Raw genomic sequence first — 15,924 nt, 5'->3', positions numbered from 1 at the left:
CAAAGACTTCATAGCGCACTGTATGGCTAGTGTTAAGCGAGAGGTTGAACAGCATGAACAATAAACCTTTACGACCATGCAACAAACCTGGATGCGGAAATCTAACTCGAAATGGATATTGCGAACAGCATAAGACGGCCAAGGCAGACAACAACCGATACTACGATAAGTATTCTAGAAACAAAAAGCATAATCAGTTTTACCATTCGGGATCATGGATTAAATGTCGTGACTACATCAAGATTCGAGATAACGGTTTGTGTCAGCATTGTCTAAATGAAAAACGAATCACAGTTGGTGTTATAGTCGACCACATCGTGCCATTAACTGCTGACTGGACCAAGCGATTAGATGAAGACAACTTACAATTACTTTGTCAATCGTGTCACAACAGGAAGACGACTGAGGATGTACAGAAATACGGTAAGAAATAGGATAGCCCCCTCCATTCGTTTCCTATATGGTGGATGGCCCTACACCGGCTGCCCGATTTCTTCGCATGAAAATCCGTTTTTGAATATTTTTTCTGGAAGGCTAAGGAAAAAGAAAGTGAGGTGATAGTATGGCAGGTCGAAATAAGCAGCCATTGCAAGTGATTCTGGGGAATGGACGCTCTAACCATTTGACAAAAGACGAGATAAAAAAGCGTCAAAAACATGAAGAAAAGATGCGCGGACCGACTGAAAACATTGAAATTCCAACGTATTTAACAGCTGCTCAAAAGAAGGAATTTGCAGAGATTGCTGAAAAGCTTGTAGCACTTCAAATTTTCAGCGAGCTTGATGTGGATTCTTTAGCGAGGTATCTGGACTCAAAACACCAATACCTACAACTGGTGAAAGATATACGGAAAATCAAACCAACAGAGACAGTTGAGCATGAAAACGGCAAGAAAATTACGATTGCTAATGAGGATTATCCGAAATTGCAACGTACCAAAAATACCTTGTTTAACGAATGTCGTTCTGCAGCTGCTGATCTTGGACTTACTATTACATCACGTTTGAAATTAGTCATTCCTTCACCCTCACCTGTGGAAGGCAAAAGCGAAGCGCAAAAGCGTTTCGGTGATAGGTTATGAATTGGGTTTTAGAGCGGGTTTTTAACTACTGTGATGATATTTTAAGCGGGAAAATCAAAGCCAGTATCAAACATAAATGGGCTGTTCAACGCTTCTTAAAAGACTATGAGGATTGTCAAAATGATGACAGTCCTTTTTATTTTGATGAAGAAGTAGCCGAGGATTTCTATTGGTGGGCAAATGAGTTTGAACACGTCGAAGGTGTTTTAGCTGGCGAAAAGGTTCAACTTAATGATTTTCAACTCTTTATTTCTGTTAATATCTTCTGCTTCAAAAAGAAGCGAAATGGAGCAAGGCGTTTCCGTAAGGTTTATATACAGCTTGCTCGTAAAAATGCTAAGTCACAATTCTTAGCGATTGTTGGTTCATACATCGCTTTCCTTGGTGACGAGAAGCAACGTATGTATATTGCTGGTTGGCAGAAAGACCAATCAGACGAGGTATATATTGCGGTTCGGGATGGGATAAATTCAAGTGAATTGTTGGATGGTAGATGGAAAGAAGCTTATGGCAAGATTGAAGTCTTTAACAATGGATCTGTCATTGTCCCATTATCACGCGAAACACGTAAAACAGGTGATGGTAAAAACCCATCGGTTGGAATTGTGGACGAGTATCACAATCATCTTACATCTGAAATATATGATGTTTTGTTATCAGGGATGGTAGCTCGTAAAGAACCACTAATGTTCGTTATCACCACAGCAGGCTTTGATTTAAGCAGGCCGTGTTTTGTTGAGTACGAATATGTATCGCGTATTTTAAATCCTGATGATGATACAGAAAACGATGATTACTTCGGTATAATTTGCGAGCTTGATCCAGGAGATGACATAAAGGATGAGAGTAATTGGATTAAGGCAAATCCGATTGTTGCTACGTATGAAGAGGGCCTTGCATCCATTCGTTCGGATTTGAAGACAGCTCTTGATGTACCTGAAAAAATGAGGTCGTTCTTAACAAAGACTATGAATATCTGGGTGGATATGAAAGAAGGAGGCTACATTCCTGCGAATAAGTGGAAGGCAGGACAAATTGAAGCCTTTGAGATGACTGGCCGTGATGTTTATATAGGAGTCGATTTATCCAAGAAGATTGACTTAACTTCAGTTGGTTATGTTTTCCCTACAGATTATGGCTACCACGTTGGACAACATTCCTTTATGCCTGAAGAAGCATTAGCAGAGCGTAGAGCTAAAGATAAGGTGCCATATGATGTATGGATTGAAGAAGGCTGGATGGATGTCACACCAGGCGCAGTAGTTGACTATAGCTTTGTAGAACAATGGATTTTGGATTTCATCAATAACAATGAATTGAATGTAATTCTTTTTTGTTATGATCCATACGGTGCCACACAGTTTGCTCAAAACATGGAGAACTACGGATTAACTATTGTGGAAGTCCGTCAAGGTTTCCCTACATTATCTGAACCTACGAAGGAATTTAGAGACTACGTGTATCAGAATAATGAACATCAAAAGAAAATCACTCATGTTGGTGACAAGGTATTATCTTGGGCTGTTGGAAATGCAATTGCTGAAATGGCAGCCAATGAAAGTATTAAACTTTCAAAATCAAAGTCTAGAGAACGAATTGACCCTATTGCAGCAATAATTACAGCATTTGTACAAGCTAGATATGCAACATTCGAAAGTGGAGATGGCAATATCAGCTTTATTTCAATTCATGATTTATAAGGGGGAGGTGAGAAATTGAAACTATGGCAACGAATTAAAACTACAGCTTATATGGCATATGCAGGTGCTACTACAGGGTGGAAGGGTTCTACTTGGGATTTCTCCAATTGGTTTGGACGAACCTTTTGGGGAATCGATAACAGCCAATTAGCAACGAATGAAACGATTTTCAGCGTTATTAGTCGGCTTGCTAATACAATTTCAGCACTACCTATTAAATTACATCAAAATTATGATGTAATTCAAAATGATATTTCAGATGTACTCATAAATGAACCAAACCAAAATATGAGTAGCTTTGATTTATTAAATGCTTTAGAAGTAAGTAGAAATGAAACAGGGAATGGTTACGCGATTATTTTGCGTGATATACGCATGCGACCAAATGAAATTGTTCCACTGGATCCATCGTGTGTTACTGAATTTATCAATAAAGATGACGGATTGTTGTGGTACCAAGTCCAAGGAGAGCGAGGGACGATGTTTGTAGCAAATACAGACATGGTACACGTTAAGCATATTCGAGGGCCAGCTCGTATTAGAGGTTTATCGCCGTTGAAAGTATTGGCCAATACCATCAAGTATGACAAGGCAGTTCAAGAGTTCTCGCTTTCTGAAATGGAGAAAAAAGAATCTTTCATTTTGAAGTATGCGGCTAACTTGGATAAAGACAAAAGAGCTGCAGTGATAGCTGATTTTAGACGGTTTTATCAAGAAAATGGTGGCATTTTAATGCAAGAACCAGGTGTTGAAATCACCGAAATGAAAAAACAATATTTTGCATCCGATACATTGGCATCAGAGCGGATAACTCGCTCAAGGGTAGCCAATGTTTTTAATGTGCCAGTATCCTTCTTAAATGATGTGGAAGGCGGAACAATGGCATCCAACGAACAGTTAATGATTCAATTCGTAAACATGACGTTGTTGCCTATTGTAAGACAATACGAACATGAATTTAATCGGAAATTACTTACGAAAGCTGATCGTAAACAAGGTATGTACTTCAAATTTAACCTTGGTGGCCTTTTACGAGGCGATACAACAGCACGTACTAACTTCTATCAAGCAATGTTACGAAGTGGGGCAATGAAGCCAGACGAGGTACGTATGCTTGAAGATTTAGCACCAATGGGTGGTATGGCCAATGTACTTTGGATTAGTGGTGACTTATATCCGCAGGAAATGGACCCAACATTGCGGAAGTCCACTGCTGCTGCATCAACTGTGGAAGGAGGTGGAAAGAATGAATAAACAACAGAATAAATTCTGGGAAATTAAAGCATCTGCAGATGAAAAATCCGCGGATCTTTTTATTTATGGCGCTATTGTTAGCGGATATAAATGGAGAGATGAAGATGTAACACTTACAGAATTTCAACAAGCATTAGATGATTTATTACCATCTGTAAAAACGTTGAATATGTATGTAAACAGTCCTGGAGGTTCGGTATTTACAGCTATTGCTATGATGAATCAATTAGAGAGAAAGAAAAGTCAATTAACTATCAATGCCTATGTAGATGGTGTAGCAGCTAGTGCGGCATCATTTTTAATCATGAAGGCGGATAATATTTTTATGTACGAAAATACTTTCTTGATGATTCATAAACCAATGATAACGTTATGGAGCGCAAACGCTGTAGATTGTCGGGAACAGGCTGATTGGCTTGAAAAAACAGAATCAAGAACTTGTATTCCAGCTTATAAAAGTAAAGGCACGGAGCTTTTAACAGACGAAAAAATCAAAGAATTATTGGATGGCAAAGATAACTGGCTAGATGCAGAAGAAGCCTCAAAATACTTTGACATTGTAGTTGTACAAGAAGAAAAGGATGCTGTTGCATGTGCAGATATTGAGTTACTTAACCAATATCAAAATGTTCCAAAGCAGCTTTTAGAGCCTGTTCAATCTGCACCAGTTATGAGTGCTGAAGAAAAAGCTTTGCGTGAAAAAATTATTGCTGATTCGAAGGCGAATCTTATTTACTTAAATACAATCATAAATTAGGAGGTTTTCAAACTATGAAAACACAAACAAAGAAGCTATTAAAATCATTAGAACAAAAAAATGTAATGAAAATGTTGTTACCTTTGAATATTCAAATGTTCGCAGGTGATCAAACAATTTATGAATTAAAGCAAGCGATGGCTACTATCGGACAACAATTGAAAAAAGTTGAAGGTGAACTATCTGCGAAAGCGATGGATCCATCTGCTTCAATTGAAGATATTCAAGCACAACAAAAATCTAAAGAAGATTTACAAGCACGCTTTGATGTAATTAAACAACAACACGATGAATTAGATGCAGAACAAAAAGCACATTTTGCTCAACAAGCTGCAATGAAGCAAGCAGGTTTAGGTAATATTGAAGATCCACAACAAAAAGTAATAGTTGCAAAAGCTAACTTGATTCGTTCAACGATGCGCCAAAAACCAATCGACAATGATATTCGAGCAGCACTTGGTGACGATTCATCTACAGGTGGTGGTAAATTCCTACCTAAAACTGTTTCGAATGATATTATCATGGAACCATTGGCGAAAAATCCATTACGTGGTCATTCAACAGTAACGAATATTACCAATCTTGAATTACCAAAATTAAGCTACACGCTTGATGATGATGATTTCATTGAAGATAAACAGACAGCAAAAGAACTTGAATTAACTGGCGATACAGTGTCGTTTGGTCGTCATAAATTCAAGGTGTTCGCTGGTGTTTCTGAAACGGTATTAAATGGATCAGATGCAAACTTAGTTGGTCATGTTGAAAATGCTCTCAAATCCGGTGTAGCTGCAAAAGAAAAGAAAGTAGCCTTTACCAAGACACCAAAAACAGGGGAAGAGCATATGTCGTTCTACTCTACACAAAACGGAATTAAAAAAGTGACTGGTGCAACAAAATTAGCGGCTATTAAAGCAGCTATCGCAGACTTACATGAAGACTATCGCGAAAATGCTAAAGTTGTTATGACATATGCAGATTATATGGACATTATCGAAGCCCTAGCTAATGGTAATGCAACTCTTTATGCTGCTCAACCAGAACAAATTTTAGGAAAGCCAGCTATTTTTGCGGATGGCGCTACAGACCCAATCGTTGGTGATCTCTCTTACTCTCACTTCAACTATGATATTGGTGAATTATTTGAGCGTGATAAAGATATTAAAACAGGTATTGAGCAATTTGTAGTAACAGCATGGTTTGACCACCAAATTAAATTAAAATCTGCTTTCCGTATTGCTCAAACGGATACAACTCCTACACCTTAATTAAAGGGTAGGGGTTTTTAATTTATCGAAAGAAGGTGAATTGAATGTACAAAGCAATTAATCGTTTTAAAGAAGAAATTCATGATGACCATATTTACGAGGTAAATGACCCTTATCCAGCAGAAGGGAAAAAGCTTGTTAAGGCTCGTGCAGAGTTTTTAACTAAAGTCCATCCGAAATATAAGGTAGCTTTCTTAAAAGCTGTAGAAGAGCCTAAAAAGGCTATTACAAAGCAAGCTTCAAAACAGCCTTCCACAGATGAAAAGAGTGATACTTAATGCAATTACTGGATGAGCTTAAAGAATATTTGCGAATTGATGGGAATGACGAAGATCGTTCCCTTTCAACTATTCTGCAATCATCCATTTTTTATTTGGAGAATGCAGGAGTGAAGCAGCCAAAAGATTATTATTTAACGGTGGAGGGCAAAGAGCTGTTTTCCTTACATCGTTTAGCTATTATGATGCTCGCTACGCATTTTTACGAGAATCGTATAGCTATAACGCCTTCCACAATTAAAACAGCTCAACAGCCTATCCCATACGGCTTACAGTCGATAATTTTACAGATAAAGTGGGTGGATCCTGATGAACTATCAGTACAACAATAATGCTGCTCGTTTAAATAAACGTGTAACGTTTTATAACCCACCAGGGCAAATAGAAAATGGTTGGCCTAGTCAAGATTGGACACCATATAAAAAGCTATGGGCAGAAGTGAAGTCGCAAAAAGGTTACAAAGTATTTAATTCAGATGCTACCCAATGGCAAGGGAAACGAGTTGTAGGTATTCGCTATCGAAACGATATTCATGAGGAAATGCGTGTAGAAATAGCAGGTAAGCTTTATGAAATTGAATCGATAGTGAATGATGACGAGCGTAACCAATGGCTCACAATCATCGTTACGGAGGTGTTGTAAATGCATCTTGAAATGCAAGGACTGGAAGCTTTGCTTCAGAATCTTACGAACCTACCACTAGAAGAGGCGGATGAAAATAGAGCACTTAACGCGGCTGCAAAAGTTGTAAAAGAGGCTGTTATTGAAGAAGCGCCTGTAGATGATGGAACGTTAAAGAAGAATATTAAAGCCCAACGTGCTAAAGATGGCGAAGCAAAGGTGCATACTGGCGGTGCCTACCATTCACATTTAGTTGAGTTTGGACGTTCAGCAGGTAGTAAATACGCTCTTAAAAATGGAGTGCGCCAAAAAGTTACATGGGGCTCTACTGCACCTAATCCGTTCTTTACACGCGGACTAGAAAGAAGTAAGGACAGGGCCGTTGATGTAATGAGCGATGAGATTAGAAAGGCATTGAGACTATGATTGATATTACAGCACATGTCACAGGTATTTTGGCACCACTTAATTTAAGTGTGTATTTCAACAGCGTTCCAACTGGCTCAACTATTCCTAATCAATACATCACTTTCTTAGAAATTAATTCAAAGCCAGCGCTTGAAGCATCTGATAAGGAATATGAAACTGAACGACTTATCCAAGTCAACGTTTGGTCAAAAGGTAATTACTATCAGCTTGTGGAGGACATCAAGCGATTGTTGGAATCGGCAGGTTACGAAAGAACATTTGAATATGATGCACCAAAACAAGAGGGCGATTCTCACTTTAACAAAGTGTTACGATTCGTCTTTTTTGATGAATATTAAACATTAGGAGGTCATGAAAATGGCAACTACAACGGTAAATGAAAAACCACAAAAAATTAGTTTGAAACGTATCCATTATGCTTTGATGACAGATGAGCAAACGGAAACATGGGGTGATGTTAAAACATTAACCATGCCAATCTCTTTAACGCTTACACCTAACTTTTCTGAAGCATCATTAGATGCAGGGGATCGCGTAGTGGACCAAGAAGCTCAATTAGACTCAATCACTATTGCTGGTGAAACGGCTGACTTACCAACAGAGGTACTTGTTGATTGGTATGGACACAAAAAATCAGCAGAAGGTGGTATTGTCACAAACTCCAATGACACACCAAATTCAATTGCTATTGGCTTTGAATCAGGGTCTAAGCTAGTGTGGTTCTACAAAGCGAAGCTAAAACCAGGAGAAGAATCCAATGCAACTCGTAAAAAAGGTGAAACAAATTATAAAGTGTATCCATTCGGTGGGGAAGCACTGCCATTAATCGATGGAATCATTAAACATACAGTTGACACACGTGATTCAGGTGTAACTGCTACCCCTGAAACATTCTTCTCAAGTGTAACGAAACCTACTGAACCAACAGTACCAACACCTTAACCAGAAGTCCTTTCGAGGGCTTCTTTTCTTTTAAATTCAATCAAAGTGACTAACGAAAAGGATGGATGAAATATGCAAATTACATTACGAATTGATGGACAGGATAAAACATTTACAAATGACTTTGTGAAGGCACGTGTATTCCGCAATGCTTTAAAAATGAACGAAAAAATGCGGTCGGAAGGTAACGAAATTTCAGTTGATACTTTCGATGAAATGATCGGATTTGTTGTAAATGTCTTTGACAATCAATTCACTGTAGATGATGTATGGGATGGTATGGAAGCAGGTCTATTACAAAACGAAATCATGCGAGTATTCAACAGTGTGTTAAACATTGGCGGATTAGAAACGACTTCCACAACAAATGATGAGGGAAAGTAAGTGGCCTGACAGCCTATCAAAATATTAAAAAGTTCTATCGCGATTTATTGAAAGCTGGTTACAAGCTTCATGAAATTGATGAAATGGATATACATTTCTGGTTTGAATTATCAAATGAAGATGATGAAGAAATAGAAGAAGTCACAGCCGACGACATTAGTTGGTTGTGATTTTTATTTTTGCCAAAAAGGCGGTGAGAATATATGGCAAGCATAGGAAGTTTAGAAGTCAGTCTTAGTTTAAATGCTTCAAATTTTAACGGAACCATAGCACAAGTAAATCGAAATATGAAAGCGATGGGTAGTGAGTTACAAGCTATAAGAGCAAGAGGAGCGCAATATGAAAATTCGCTAACTGGACTCTCTCAAAAGCAAAATGTACTAACACGATCATTTGATGCTGCATCTATTAAGTTGCAAGAACAGCGACGTAGATATGATGAATTAGTCGCAAGTGGTACCGCATCATCAGCACAAATTGAACGACAAGCCAACGCAGTAAACCAAGCACAAGCACAATACAATCGCTTGGAACGTGAGTTAGCAGAAGTTACAAACCAATTACGTATCCAGTCCTCACAGTGGACACAAGTCGGCCAACGCATGCAGGAAGTAGGAAGTAAATTATCTACTGTAGGCGACGGAATGATGAATGTTGGTAAGAAATTATCAATGTATGTCACAGCACCGATGGCAGCGATGGGTGTTGGAGCATTTAAAGCAGCTGTGGACTTTGAATCTGCTTTTGCAGGTGTACGAAAAACTGTGGATGCAACCGAATCGGAATTCCAATTCTTCTCTGATGAGATTAGAAACATGTCTAAAGAGATTCCTGCTGCAGCTACTGAAATTGCAAAGGTAGCCGAAGCTGCAGGGCAGTTGGGTATTAAAAATGACGCTATTCTAGGTTTTACACGAACAATGACCGATATGGGTGTAGCAACAAACATGTCTGCAGATGAAGCAGCGACTGCACTTGCACGATTTGCCAATATCACAAAGATGTCACAACAGGATTTTGACAAATTAGGCTCTACAGTAGTTGATCTTGGTAATAACTTCGCTACTACCGAGTCGGAAATCATTGACATGGCCTTACGTTTAGCTGGGGCAGGTGCTCAAATTGGCATGTCTGAAGCTGACATTCTTGGTCTTGCTACTGCGCTTAGTTCGGTAGGTATCCAAGCTGAAATGGGTGGTTCTGCATTATCGCGTGTTATGGTTCGTATGCAAGTTGCTGCTACTACTGGGCTTGGCAAAACAGAAGAACTATCAAGAAAAACAGGTATGTCTTTACGTGAGTTACAAATGCTTGCTGCTAACAACAGTATGGATTTCACGTCTTTAGCTGACTCATTAGGCATGACTAATAAGGAAATGAAGAACATTGTTAACGCAGGTGTTTCACATCGCGAATGACCGCTTCCACGCTTGAGGTATTAAAATAATTTGTTTTCGGATCATAATCGGTAGGTGTGGCAATAATAACGTAATCGGCATTTTTATACGCGTCATACTTATCTGTCGTAGCGCGGAAATTGAGATCTTTAGTCGCCAGATACTCTTCAATCTCCTTATCAACAATCGGTGACTGCTTCTTGTTAAGCATGTCCACTTTGGCCTGAACGATATCCAGTGCAACCACTTCGTGGTTTTGCGCAATCAGAATACCATTTGAAAGACCAACATAACCTGTTCCTGAAATTGTTATTTTCATATCTGCATTCTTATTTAATGAAAATTTTCATATTAATAGCAAAAAAAGAACATTATAGTCAATACATTTTAAAATTTTTAAGAATTCACTGAGATCATTAATAGTTGTTATGTTTTTTATCGATAATTCTCATTGGTGAACCAACTGCAATCTTTCCTTCAGGTACATCTTTCGTAACAATGCAACCTGCACCAATTATTGCATTATCCCCTATAATTACTTTACCTATTATAATTGCTCCCGCATAAATAATAACATTATTCCCAATAATGGGATAATCCTCATATTTATTATTACTCACCCCTATAGTGACATTTTGATAAACAACACATTTTTCACCGATATTAACATTCTTACCTATAACTATTCCTACCGGATGAGGTAAAGTGGTTTTGTTTTCACCTAATGTTTTGATGCCAATGGTAAGATGGTTCGAGAGTGGAATTTTAAACTGATGATAATATCTAATACTATAATAGTATTCACGACATTCTCTCAATTTCATTTTAAAATGAAAAGCTATTCTTCGTATTATGCCTTTCCTTCTGTCATGACTGTCAAACATATAATATACCTACCCCCTTCTAAATAGCATTGTAAACAATTGTCTTAATCCTGTTAGACCCAAAGTTAGAACGGTCATTGACTGTATTCTGAAGCATTCAAACGTTTTTCTATTAAGGCTATTGCTTAGCCAAGTTGCAAATATCTGACTAACAAAAGATGCATAAGCGGCACCAATAATACCATATTTAGGAATAAGTAAAATATTTAAGGAAAAGTTTATTAATAATCCATACACAGCTCGAACTAACCGTAAATAAGATAAACCATACACTATCATTAAATTTGTACATGCTGAACCGAGTGTAGCAAATAATGAGCCAAAAAGCAAAATAATTAATATATCATAAGATGCAATATAATTAGCCCCAAACATATATGGTATTACAAAATAAGATGCTATAGCTACCACTACAGCCATTATGATGGAGCTCGAAAAAATTACATCAAAATAAAACCTGATGTTTTCTTTGGTCGGTGATTTTGAAATCAATGGATAATATGATGTAACTAGCGCTGCGGGAATGAATAAATATGCTTCCGATATTTTTAAAGCAACACTAAATAATGCAACTGAATCTGCCCCTAACATTCGCATAATCATTAATTGATCTAAGCGAGTATAAAGAACAATAATTATTGATGATGCAATAATTGGCCAAGATGAACGTAACAAACGTTTTAGTACACTTAATCGGAAATATTTTGGATTAATGGATATATAATTTCTCTTATAAGAAAAAAAAACAAGAAATAAAAAAGAAACAGCAAAATCAAAACTGTATGATAAAGCAAACCATATCATATCTCCACTTATAAACAACAAGTAACTTTTAAATATCGAGGATATAATAAGTGCACAAAAACTAATTTTTGTCACAACTGAGGCTTGTAATTGAGATTGAAAAAATGATATGTATGTATTTTGGCTTTGAAAGATCAAACTACTCATACACAATAGTAAAACTAATTTATTCTTTAGCGCGATATCATCAAAATACAATCCCACAGAAAATAATATTATTACAAAAATCGAAACAACAATTCTTGACCAGAATGCTGTTGAAAATATTTCATTATGCCTTTTATCCTGATTGAATTCGTTAATCAGGATATTATCAAAACCTAAATTAGTTATTGCTAAGAACATGGTTGCTATTGTTTGATAATAAGAGAGCAAGCCAAATTCGGTAGGGTTAAGCACTCTTGAAATTAATGCAAATAATATAAAACCCACGGCTATTCGTATAAATTTTTCGCAAAAAATCCAACCAGCATTTTTGATATAGTTAGACATCTAATATCTCACGTAGGCTCTTAGCATTAAGAAAAAATAAAAATAATCGTCTTGTCTAGGTTGAATCGACTGAATTATGAGTTTTGTATATATTAAAGAGCCACAAAAGCGGGCTCTTTAATAACTAAAAAAGAATCAATACATCCATTCGGTATGGAACACACCTTCTTTGTCAATGCGCTTATAAGTATGCGCACCGAAATAGTCACGCTGTGCCTGGATCAGGTTCGCAGGCAGAACTGCGGCGCGGTAGCTGTCATAATAGGCAACCGCAGCGGCGAAGGTCGGAACCGGGATACCGTTCTGTACCGCATAAGCGACGACATCGCGCAGCGCCTGCTGGTAGTCATCGGCAATTTGCTTGAAGTACGGAGCCAGCAGCAGGTTAGCGATCTGCGGATTTTCGGCATATCAACCGTGGCTGTACAGGTGCAATCGTTGGTTACCAACCATTTGGTGGCTTCAACATGTCAGGTACAGATTCAAAAGCAGGTGGCCCAGACTACCTACAACTGCATATGCAAGCAAAAACAACTTCAGAAATGCTTTAATTTTCACATTAACGTGAGGGCTGTTCAAAGTAGGTAGAAATTGAGGCATTTTGAATGAATTTGTGACACTTCTCCAGGTAACGCTACCCTGGCTAAAACCGTAGACTTTCATGACGTAGTTTACCTTGGAGAAGTTAGCAAATTTACCGTTTGAATTGTTGCTATATGCTTAATCATTCTACTTATAGTGATACATAGTCCCTTTCTTTTATAAAGTTTTTCAACATGATTAGTAAGGAGAGAATAGGATATGACAAAAACTCAACAAGTTATTGAACAAACACAAAATTTTGGTGCAGCAAACTATCATCCACTGCCAATCGTTATTTCAGAGGCTGAGGGTGCTTGGGTTAAAGATCCAGAAGGTAACAAATATTTAGATATGTTATCTGCTTATTCAGCAGTAAACCAAGGACACCGTCACCCAAAAATTATCGCTGCTTTAAAAGAGCAAGCTGATAAAGTAACGTTAACTTCACGTGCTTTTTACAGTGAAAACCTTGGTGAATGGTATGAGCTAGTAGGGAAATTAACAAATAAAGAAATGGTATTACCAATGAATACTGGTGCTGAAGCAGTAGAAACTGCGTTTAAAGCAGCTCGTCGTTGGGCCTATGATGTAAAAGGCGTAGAAGAAGGTAAAGCTGAAGTTATTGCATGTAATGGTAACTTCCATGGTCGTACAATGCTAGCTGTATCTTTATCTTCTGATGAAGAATACCGTCGTGGTTTTGGTCCAATGCTACCAAATGTTAAATTAGTAGATTATGGTAATCTTGAAGCTTTAAAAGCTGCTATTACACCAAACACTGCTGCATTTTTAATTGAGCCGATTCAAGGTGAAGCGGGTATCGTCATTCCAACAGAAGGCTTCTTAAAAGCAGCTCGTGAACTTTGCCGTGAAAACAATGTACTATTCATTGCTGATGAAATTCAAGCTGGTTTAGCACGTACAGGTAAAATGTTTGCTTGTGATTGGGAAGAAGTAGAACCAGATATGTATATCTTGGGTAAAGCTCTAGGTGGCGGCGTATTCCCAATTTCTTGTGTGGCTGCAAACCGTAGTATTTTAGGTGTTTTCAACCCAGGTTCACATGGTTCAACTTTCGGAGGTAATCCTTTAGCTTGTGCAGTTTCAATTGCATCTATTAAAGTATTATTAGATGAAAAATTAGCAGAGCGTTCACACGAACTTGGTGAATACTTCAAAGGTAAATTAAAAGAAATTAACAACCCAGTTATTAAGGAAGTACGTGGTCGTGGTTTATTTATCGGTATGGAGCTAACAGAAGCGGCTCGTCCATATTGTGAAAAACTTAAAGAATTAGGTCTATTATGTAAAGAAACACATGATACAGTGATTCGTTTTGCCCCACCACTTGTTATTTCTCAAGAGGATTTAGATTGGTCAATTGAACAAATTGAAAAAGTATTTAAACTTTAACAAAATGTTCACATTTTAATTCGGAAGTATGTTACAATGATGCCGATAACTATCATTAAAAAAAACAAAGAGGCGATTTAATAATGTCTGAAAACTTAAATCTTTTCACATCAACACAAGATGTCATTCAAGATGCTCTAAATAAACTTGGCTATGATGAAGCAATGTATGAATTACTAAAAGAACCGCTTCGCATGCTACAAGTACGTATCCCAGTGAAAATGGATGATGGTACAACAAAAGTATTTACTGGTTACCGTGCACAACATAATGATGCTGTAGGACCAACTAAAGGTGGGGTTCGTTTCCACCCACAAGTGTCTGAGGAGGAAGTTAAAGCGCTTTCAATGTGGATGACATTGAAATGTGGTATTGTCGATCTACCGTACGGCGGTGGTAAGGGCGGTGTCATTTGTGATCCTCGTCAAATGTCAATGGGCGAAATCGAACGTTTAAGCCGTGGCTATGTTCGTGCGGTAAGTCAAATCGTAGGACCAACAAAAGATATTCCTGCGCCAGACGTATTTACAAATGCACAAATTATGGCATGGATGATGGATGAATATAGCCGCATGGATGAATTCAACTCTCCAGGCTTCATCACTGGTAAGCCACTAGTACTTGGTGGTTCTCAAGGTCGTGACCGTGCGACTGCACAAGGTGTTACAATCGTAATCGAAGAAGCAGCAAAAAAACGTGGTATTGATATTAAAGGTGCTCGTGTTGTTATTCAAGGATTTGGTAACGCAGGAAGCTTCCTTGCGAAATTCATGCATGATTTAGGTGCGAAAGTAATCGGTATTTCAGATGCTTATGGTGCACTTCATGATCCTGAAGGTTTAGATATCGACTATTTATTAGATCGTCGCGATAGCTTCGGAACAGTAACTACTTTATTTGAAAACACAATTTCAAACAAAGAACTATTAGAGCTTGATTGTGATATTTTAGTACCAGCTGCTATTGAAAACCAAATTACTGCTGACAATGCACATAATGTGAAAGCAAATATCGTAGTAGAAGCAGCAAATGGTCCAACAACAGCTGAAGCAACTAAAATCTTAACAGAGCGTGGCATTTTACTTGTACCAGACGTATTAGCCTCTGCAGGTGGAGTTACAGTTTCTTACTTTGAATGGGTGCAAAATAACCAAGGTTATTATTGGACAGAAGAAGAAGTGGAAGAACGTCTATACAAAAAAATGGTCGAAGCATTTGATAATGTATATACAACAGCAACAACACGTAACATCAACATGCGCTTAGCAGCTTACATGGTAGGTGTTCGCCGTACTGCAGAAGCTTCTCGCTTCCGTGGTTGGGTTTAAGCAAAAAATGAAAAAACGAGTCATTTCCTTAATCGGATGACTCGTTTTTTTCAATTTTATTCGATTGAAGAAGGTGGTCTAGACGCTGTTCTAATAGCATCTTTTTTTCGTTCCTTATTTTTTTGATTTTAAAAAATCTTAGAAGAAAAAGGCTCGAAATTATGATTACAACAACAATTACAATAATAAGCATGTGCAAAAAATTCCTTTTACTTTATGTAATGTATAGTACTATACAACTATTGCCTGAACAAAATCTGAACAGTTTGAAAAACGCTTTCGAAATAGCGAAGTGTTGCCAGCGTTTAAT

18 protein-coding genes and 2 pseudogenes are annotated in these 15,924 nt (G+C 37.7%); 16 read left to right on the top strand and 4 right to left on the bottom strand.

Annotated elements, in window-relative coordinates; genetic code table 11:
• Window positions 1-53: 53 nt before the first annotated feature.
• The 14 genes from QH639_RS22280 to QH639_RS26405 all read left to right on the top strand — a co-directional run bounded on the left by QH639_RS22280 (window position 54) and on the right by QH639_RS26405 (window position 10,132).
• Window positions 54-434 carry an HNH endonuclease gene (locus QH639_RS22280; protein WP_281115276.1) on the top strand — a complete coding sequence of 127 codons (381 nt, stop codon included), beginning with the start codon at window positions 54-56 and terminating at the stop codon, window positions 432-434.
• A 128-nt stretch (window positions 435-562) separates the two neighbouring features.
• A complete protein-coding gene (locus QH639_RS22275) occupies window positions 563-1,081 on the top strand; it encodes a phage terminase small subunit P27 family (protein ID WP_281115275.1) in 519 nt (172 codons plus the stop codon).
• Window positions 1,078-2,781 carry a terminase large subunit gene (locus QH639_RS22270; RefSeq protein WP_281115274.1) on the top strand — a complete coding sequence of 568 codons (1,704 nt, stop codon included), beginning with the start codon at window positions 1,078-1,080 and terminating at the stop codon, window positions 2,779-2,781. The genes QH639_RS22275 and QH639_RS22270 overlap by 4 nt, the downstream gene beginning before the upstream one ends.
• A 15-nt stretch (window positions 2,782-2,796) precedes the next feature.
• Window positions 2,797-4,035: a phage portal protein gene (locus QH639_RS22265; RefSeq protein ID WP_481817307.1), complete on the top strand. Its 1,239-nt coding sequence runs from the start codon at window positions 2,797-2,799 to the stop codon at window positions 4,033-4,035.
• Window positions 4,028-4,792, top strand: a complete 765-nt coding sequence (locus QH639_RS22260; RefSeq protein ID WP_281115273.1) for a head maturation protease, ClpP-related — start codon at window positions 4,028-4,030, stop codon at window positions 4,790-4,792. Before QH639_RS22265 ends, QH639_RS22260 begins: the two co-directional genes overlap by 8 nt.
• A gap of 65 nt (window positions 4,793-4,857) precedes the next feature.
• Window positions 4,858-6,060 carry a phage major capsid protein gene (locus QH639_RS22255; protein WP_281116222.1) on the top strand — a complete coding sequence of 401 codons (1,203 nt, stop codon included), beginning with the start codon at window positions 4,858-4,860 and terminating at the stop codon, window positions 6,058-6,060.
• Window positions 6,061-6,104: 44 nt separating this feature from the next.
• The gene (locus QH639_RS22250) at window positions 6,105-6,338 is read left to right on the top strand and encodes a hypothetical protein (protein WP_281115272.1); all 234 of its coding nucleotides are present in this window, start codon (window positions 6,105-6,107) and stop codon (window positions 6,336-6,338) included.
• Window positions 6,338-6,670: a head-tail connector protein gene (locus tag QH639_RS22245; RefSeq protein WP_281115271.1), complete on the top strand. Its 333-nt coding sequence runs from the start codon at window positions 6,338-6,340 to the stop codon at window positions 6,668-6,670. The genes QH639_RS22250 and QH639_RS22245 overlap by 1 nt, the downstream gene beginning before the upstream one ends.
• A complete protein-coding gene (locus QH639_RS22240) occupies window positions 6,648-6,980 on the top strand; it encodes a phage head closure protein (RefSeq protein ID WP_281115270.1) in 333 nt (110 codons plus the stop codon). Before QH639_RS22245 ends, QH639_RS22240 begins: the two co-directional genes overlap by 23 nt.
• Window positions 6,981-7,385, top strand: a complete 405-nt coding sequence (locus QH639_RS22235; protein ID WP_259419018.1) for an HK97-gp10 family putative phage morphogenesis protein — start codon at window positions 6,981-6,983, stop codon at window positions 7,383-7,385.
• Complete coding sequence (locus QH639_RS22230; RefSeq protein WP_281115269.1) at window positions 7,382-7,726, top strand: hypothetical protein; 345 nt, start codon at window positions 7,382-7,384, stop codon at window positions 7,724-7,726. The genes QH639_RS22235 and QH639_RS22230 overlap by 4 nt, the downstream gene beginning before the upstream one ends.
• Window positions 7,727-7,745: 19 nt before the next feature.
• The gene (locus QH639_RS22225; protein ID WP_281115268.1) at window positions 7,746-8,330 is read left to right on the top strand and encodes a major tail protein; all 585 of its coding nucleotides are present in this window, start codon (window positions 7,746-7,748) and stop codon (window positions 8,328-8,330) included.
• A 72-nt stretch (window positions 8,331-8,402) separates the two neighbouring features.
• Complete coding sequence (gpG, locus tag QH639_RS22220) at window positions 8,403-8,714, top strand: phage tail assembly chaperone G (RefSeq protein WP_259419015.1); 312 nt, start codon at window positions 8,403-8,405, stop codon at window positions 8,712-8,714.
• 203 nt (window positions 8,715-8,917) lie between these two features.
• Window positions 8,918-10,132: a phage tail tape measure protein gene (locus tag QH639_RS26405; protein ID WP_348638167.1), complete on the top strand. Its 1,215-nt coding sequence runs from the start codon at window positions 8,918-8,920 to the stop codon at window positions 10,130-10,132.
• Here QH639_RS26405 and QH639_RS22210 read toward each other — a convergent pair.
• From QH639_RS22210 to QH639_RS22195, 4 genes and pseudogenes are all read right to left on the bottom strand, one after another.
• A pseudogene (locus tag QH639_RS22210) lies at window positions 10,119-10,430 on the bottom strand (UDP-glucose 6-dehydrogenase); the annotation flags it as partial. The gene QH639_RS26405 and the pseudogene QH639_RS22210 sit on opposite strands and share 14 nt — an antisense overlap.
• Before the next feature lie 97 nt (window positions 10,431-10,527).
• Window positions 10,528-10,995: an LbetaH domain-containing protein gene (locus QH639_RS22205; protein WP_000460401.1), complete on the bottom strand. Its 468-nt coding sequence runs from the start codon at window positions 10,993-10,995 to the stop codon at window positions 10,528-10,530.
• A 9-nt stretch (window positions 10,996-11,004) separates the two neighbouring features.
• The gene (locus QH639_RS22200) at window positions 11,005-12,291 is read right to left on the bottom strand and encodes a flippase (protein ID WP_053265427.1); all 1,287 of its coding nucleotides are present in this window, start codon (window positions 12,289-12,291) and stop codon (window positions 11,005-11,007) included.
• Between the two features lie 135 nt (window positions 12,292-12,426).
• Window positions 12,427-12,702, bottom strand: a pseudogene (locus tag QH639_RS22195) (NADP-dependent phosphogluconate dehydrogenase); the annotation flags it as partial.
• A gap of 390 nt (window positions 12,703-13,092) precedes the next feature.
• On the opposite strand from QH639_RS22195, the gene QH639_RS22185 reads away from it, so the two are divergent.
• The gene (locus QH639_RS22185) at window positions 13,093-14,286 is read left to right on the top strand and encodes an ornithine--oxo-acid transaminase (RefSeq protein ID WP_004233780.1); all 1,194 of its coding nucleotides are present in this window, start codon (window positions 13,093-13,095) and stop codon (window positions 14,284-14,286) included.
• An 83-nt stretch (window positions 14,287-14,369) separates the two neighbouring features.
• Window positions 14,370-15,614 (top strand): Glu/Leu/Phe/Val family dehydrogenase, encoded by a 1,245-nt coding sequence (locus QH639_RS22180; RefSeq protein ID WP_004233781.1) that lies wholly within the window; start codon window positions 14,370-14,372, stop codon window positions 15,612-15,614.
• Window positions 15,615-15,924 lie beyond the last annotated feature (310 nt).

Source organism: Lysinibacillus sp. 1 U-2021, assembly GCF_029916965.1.
Taxonomy (GTDB): domain Bacteria; phylum Bacillota; class Bacilli; order Bacillales_A; family Planococcaceae; genus Lysinibacillus; species Lysinibacillus capsici.
This window is presented reverse-complemented; position numbering and strand designations above follow the sequence as displayed.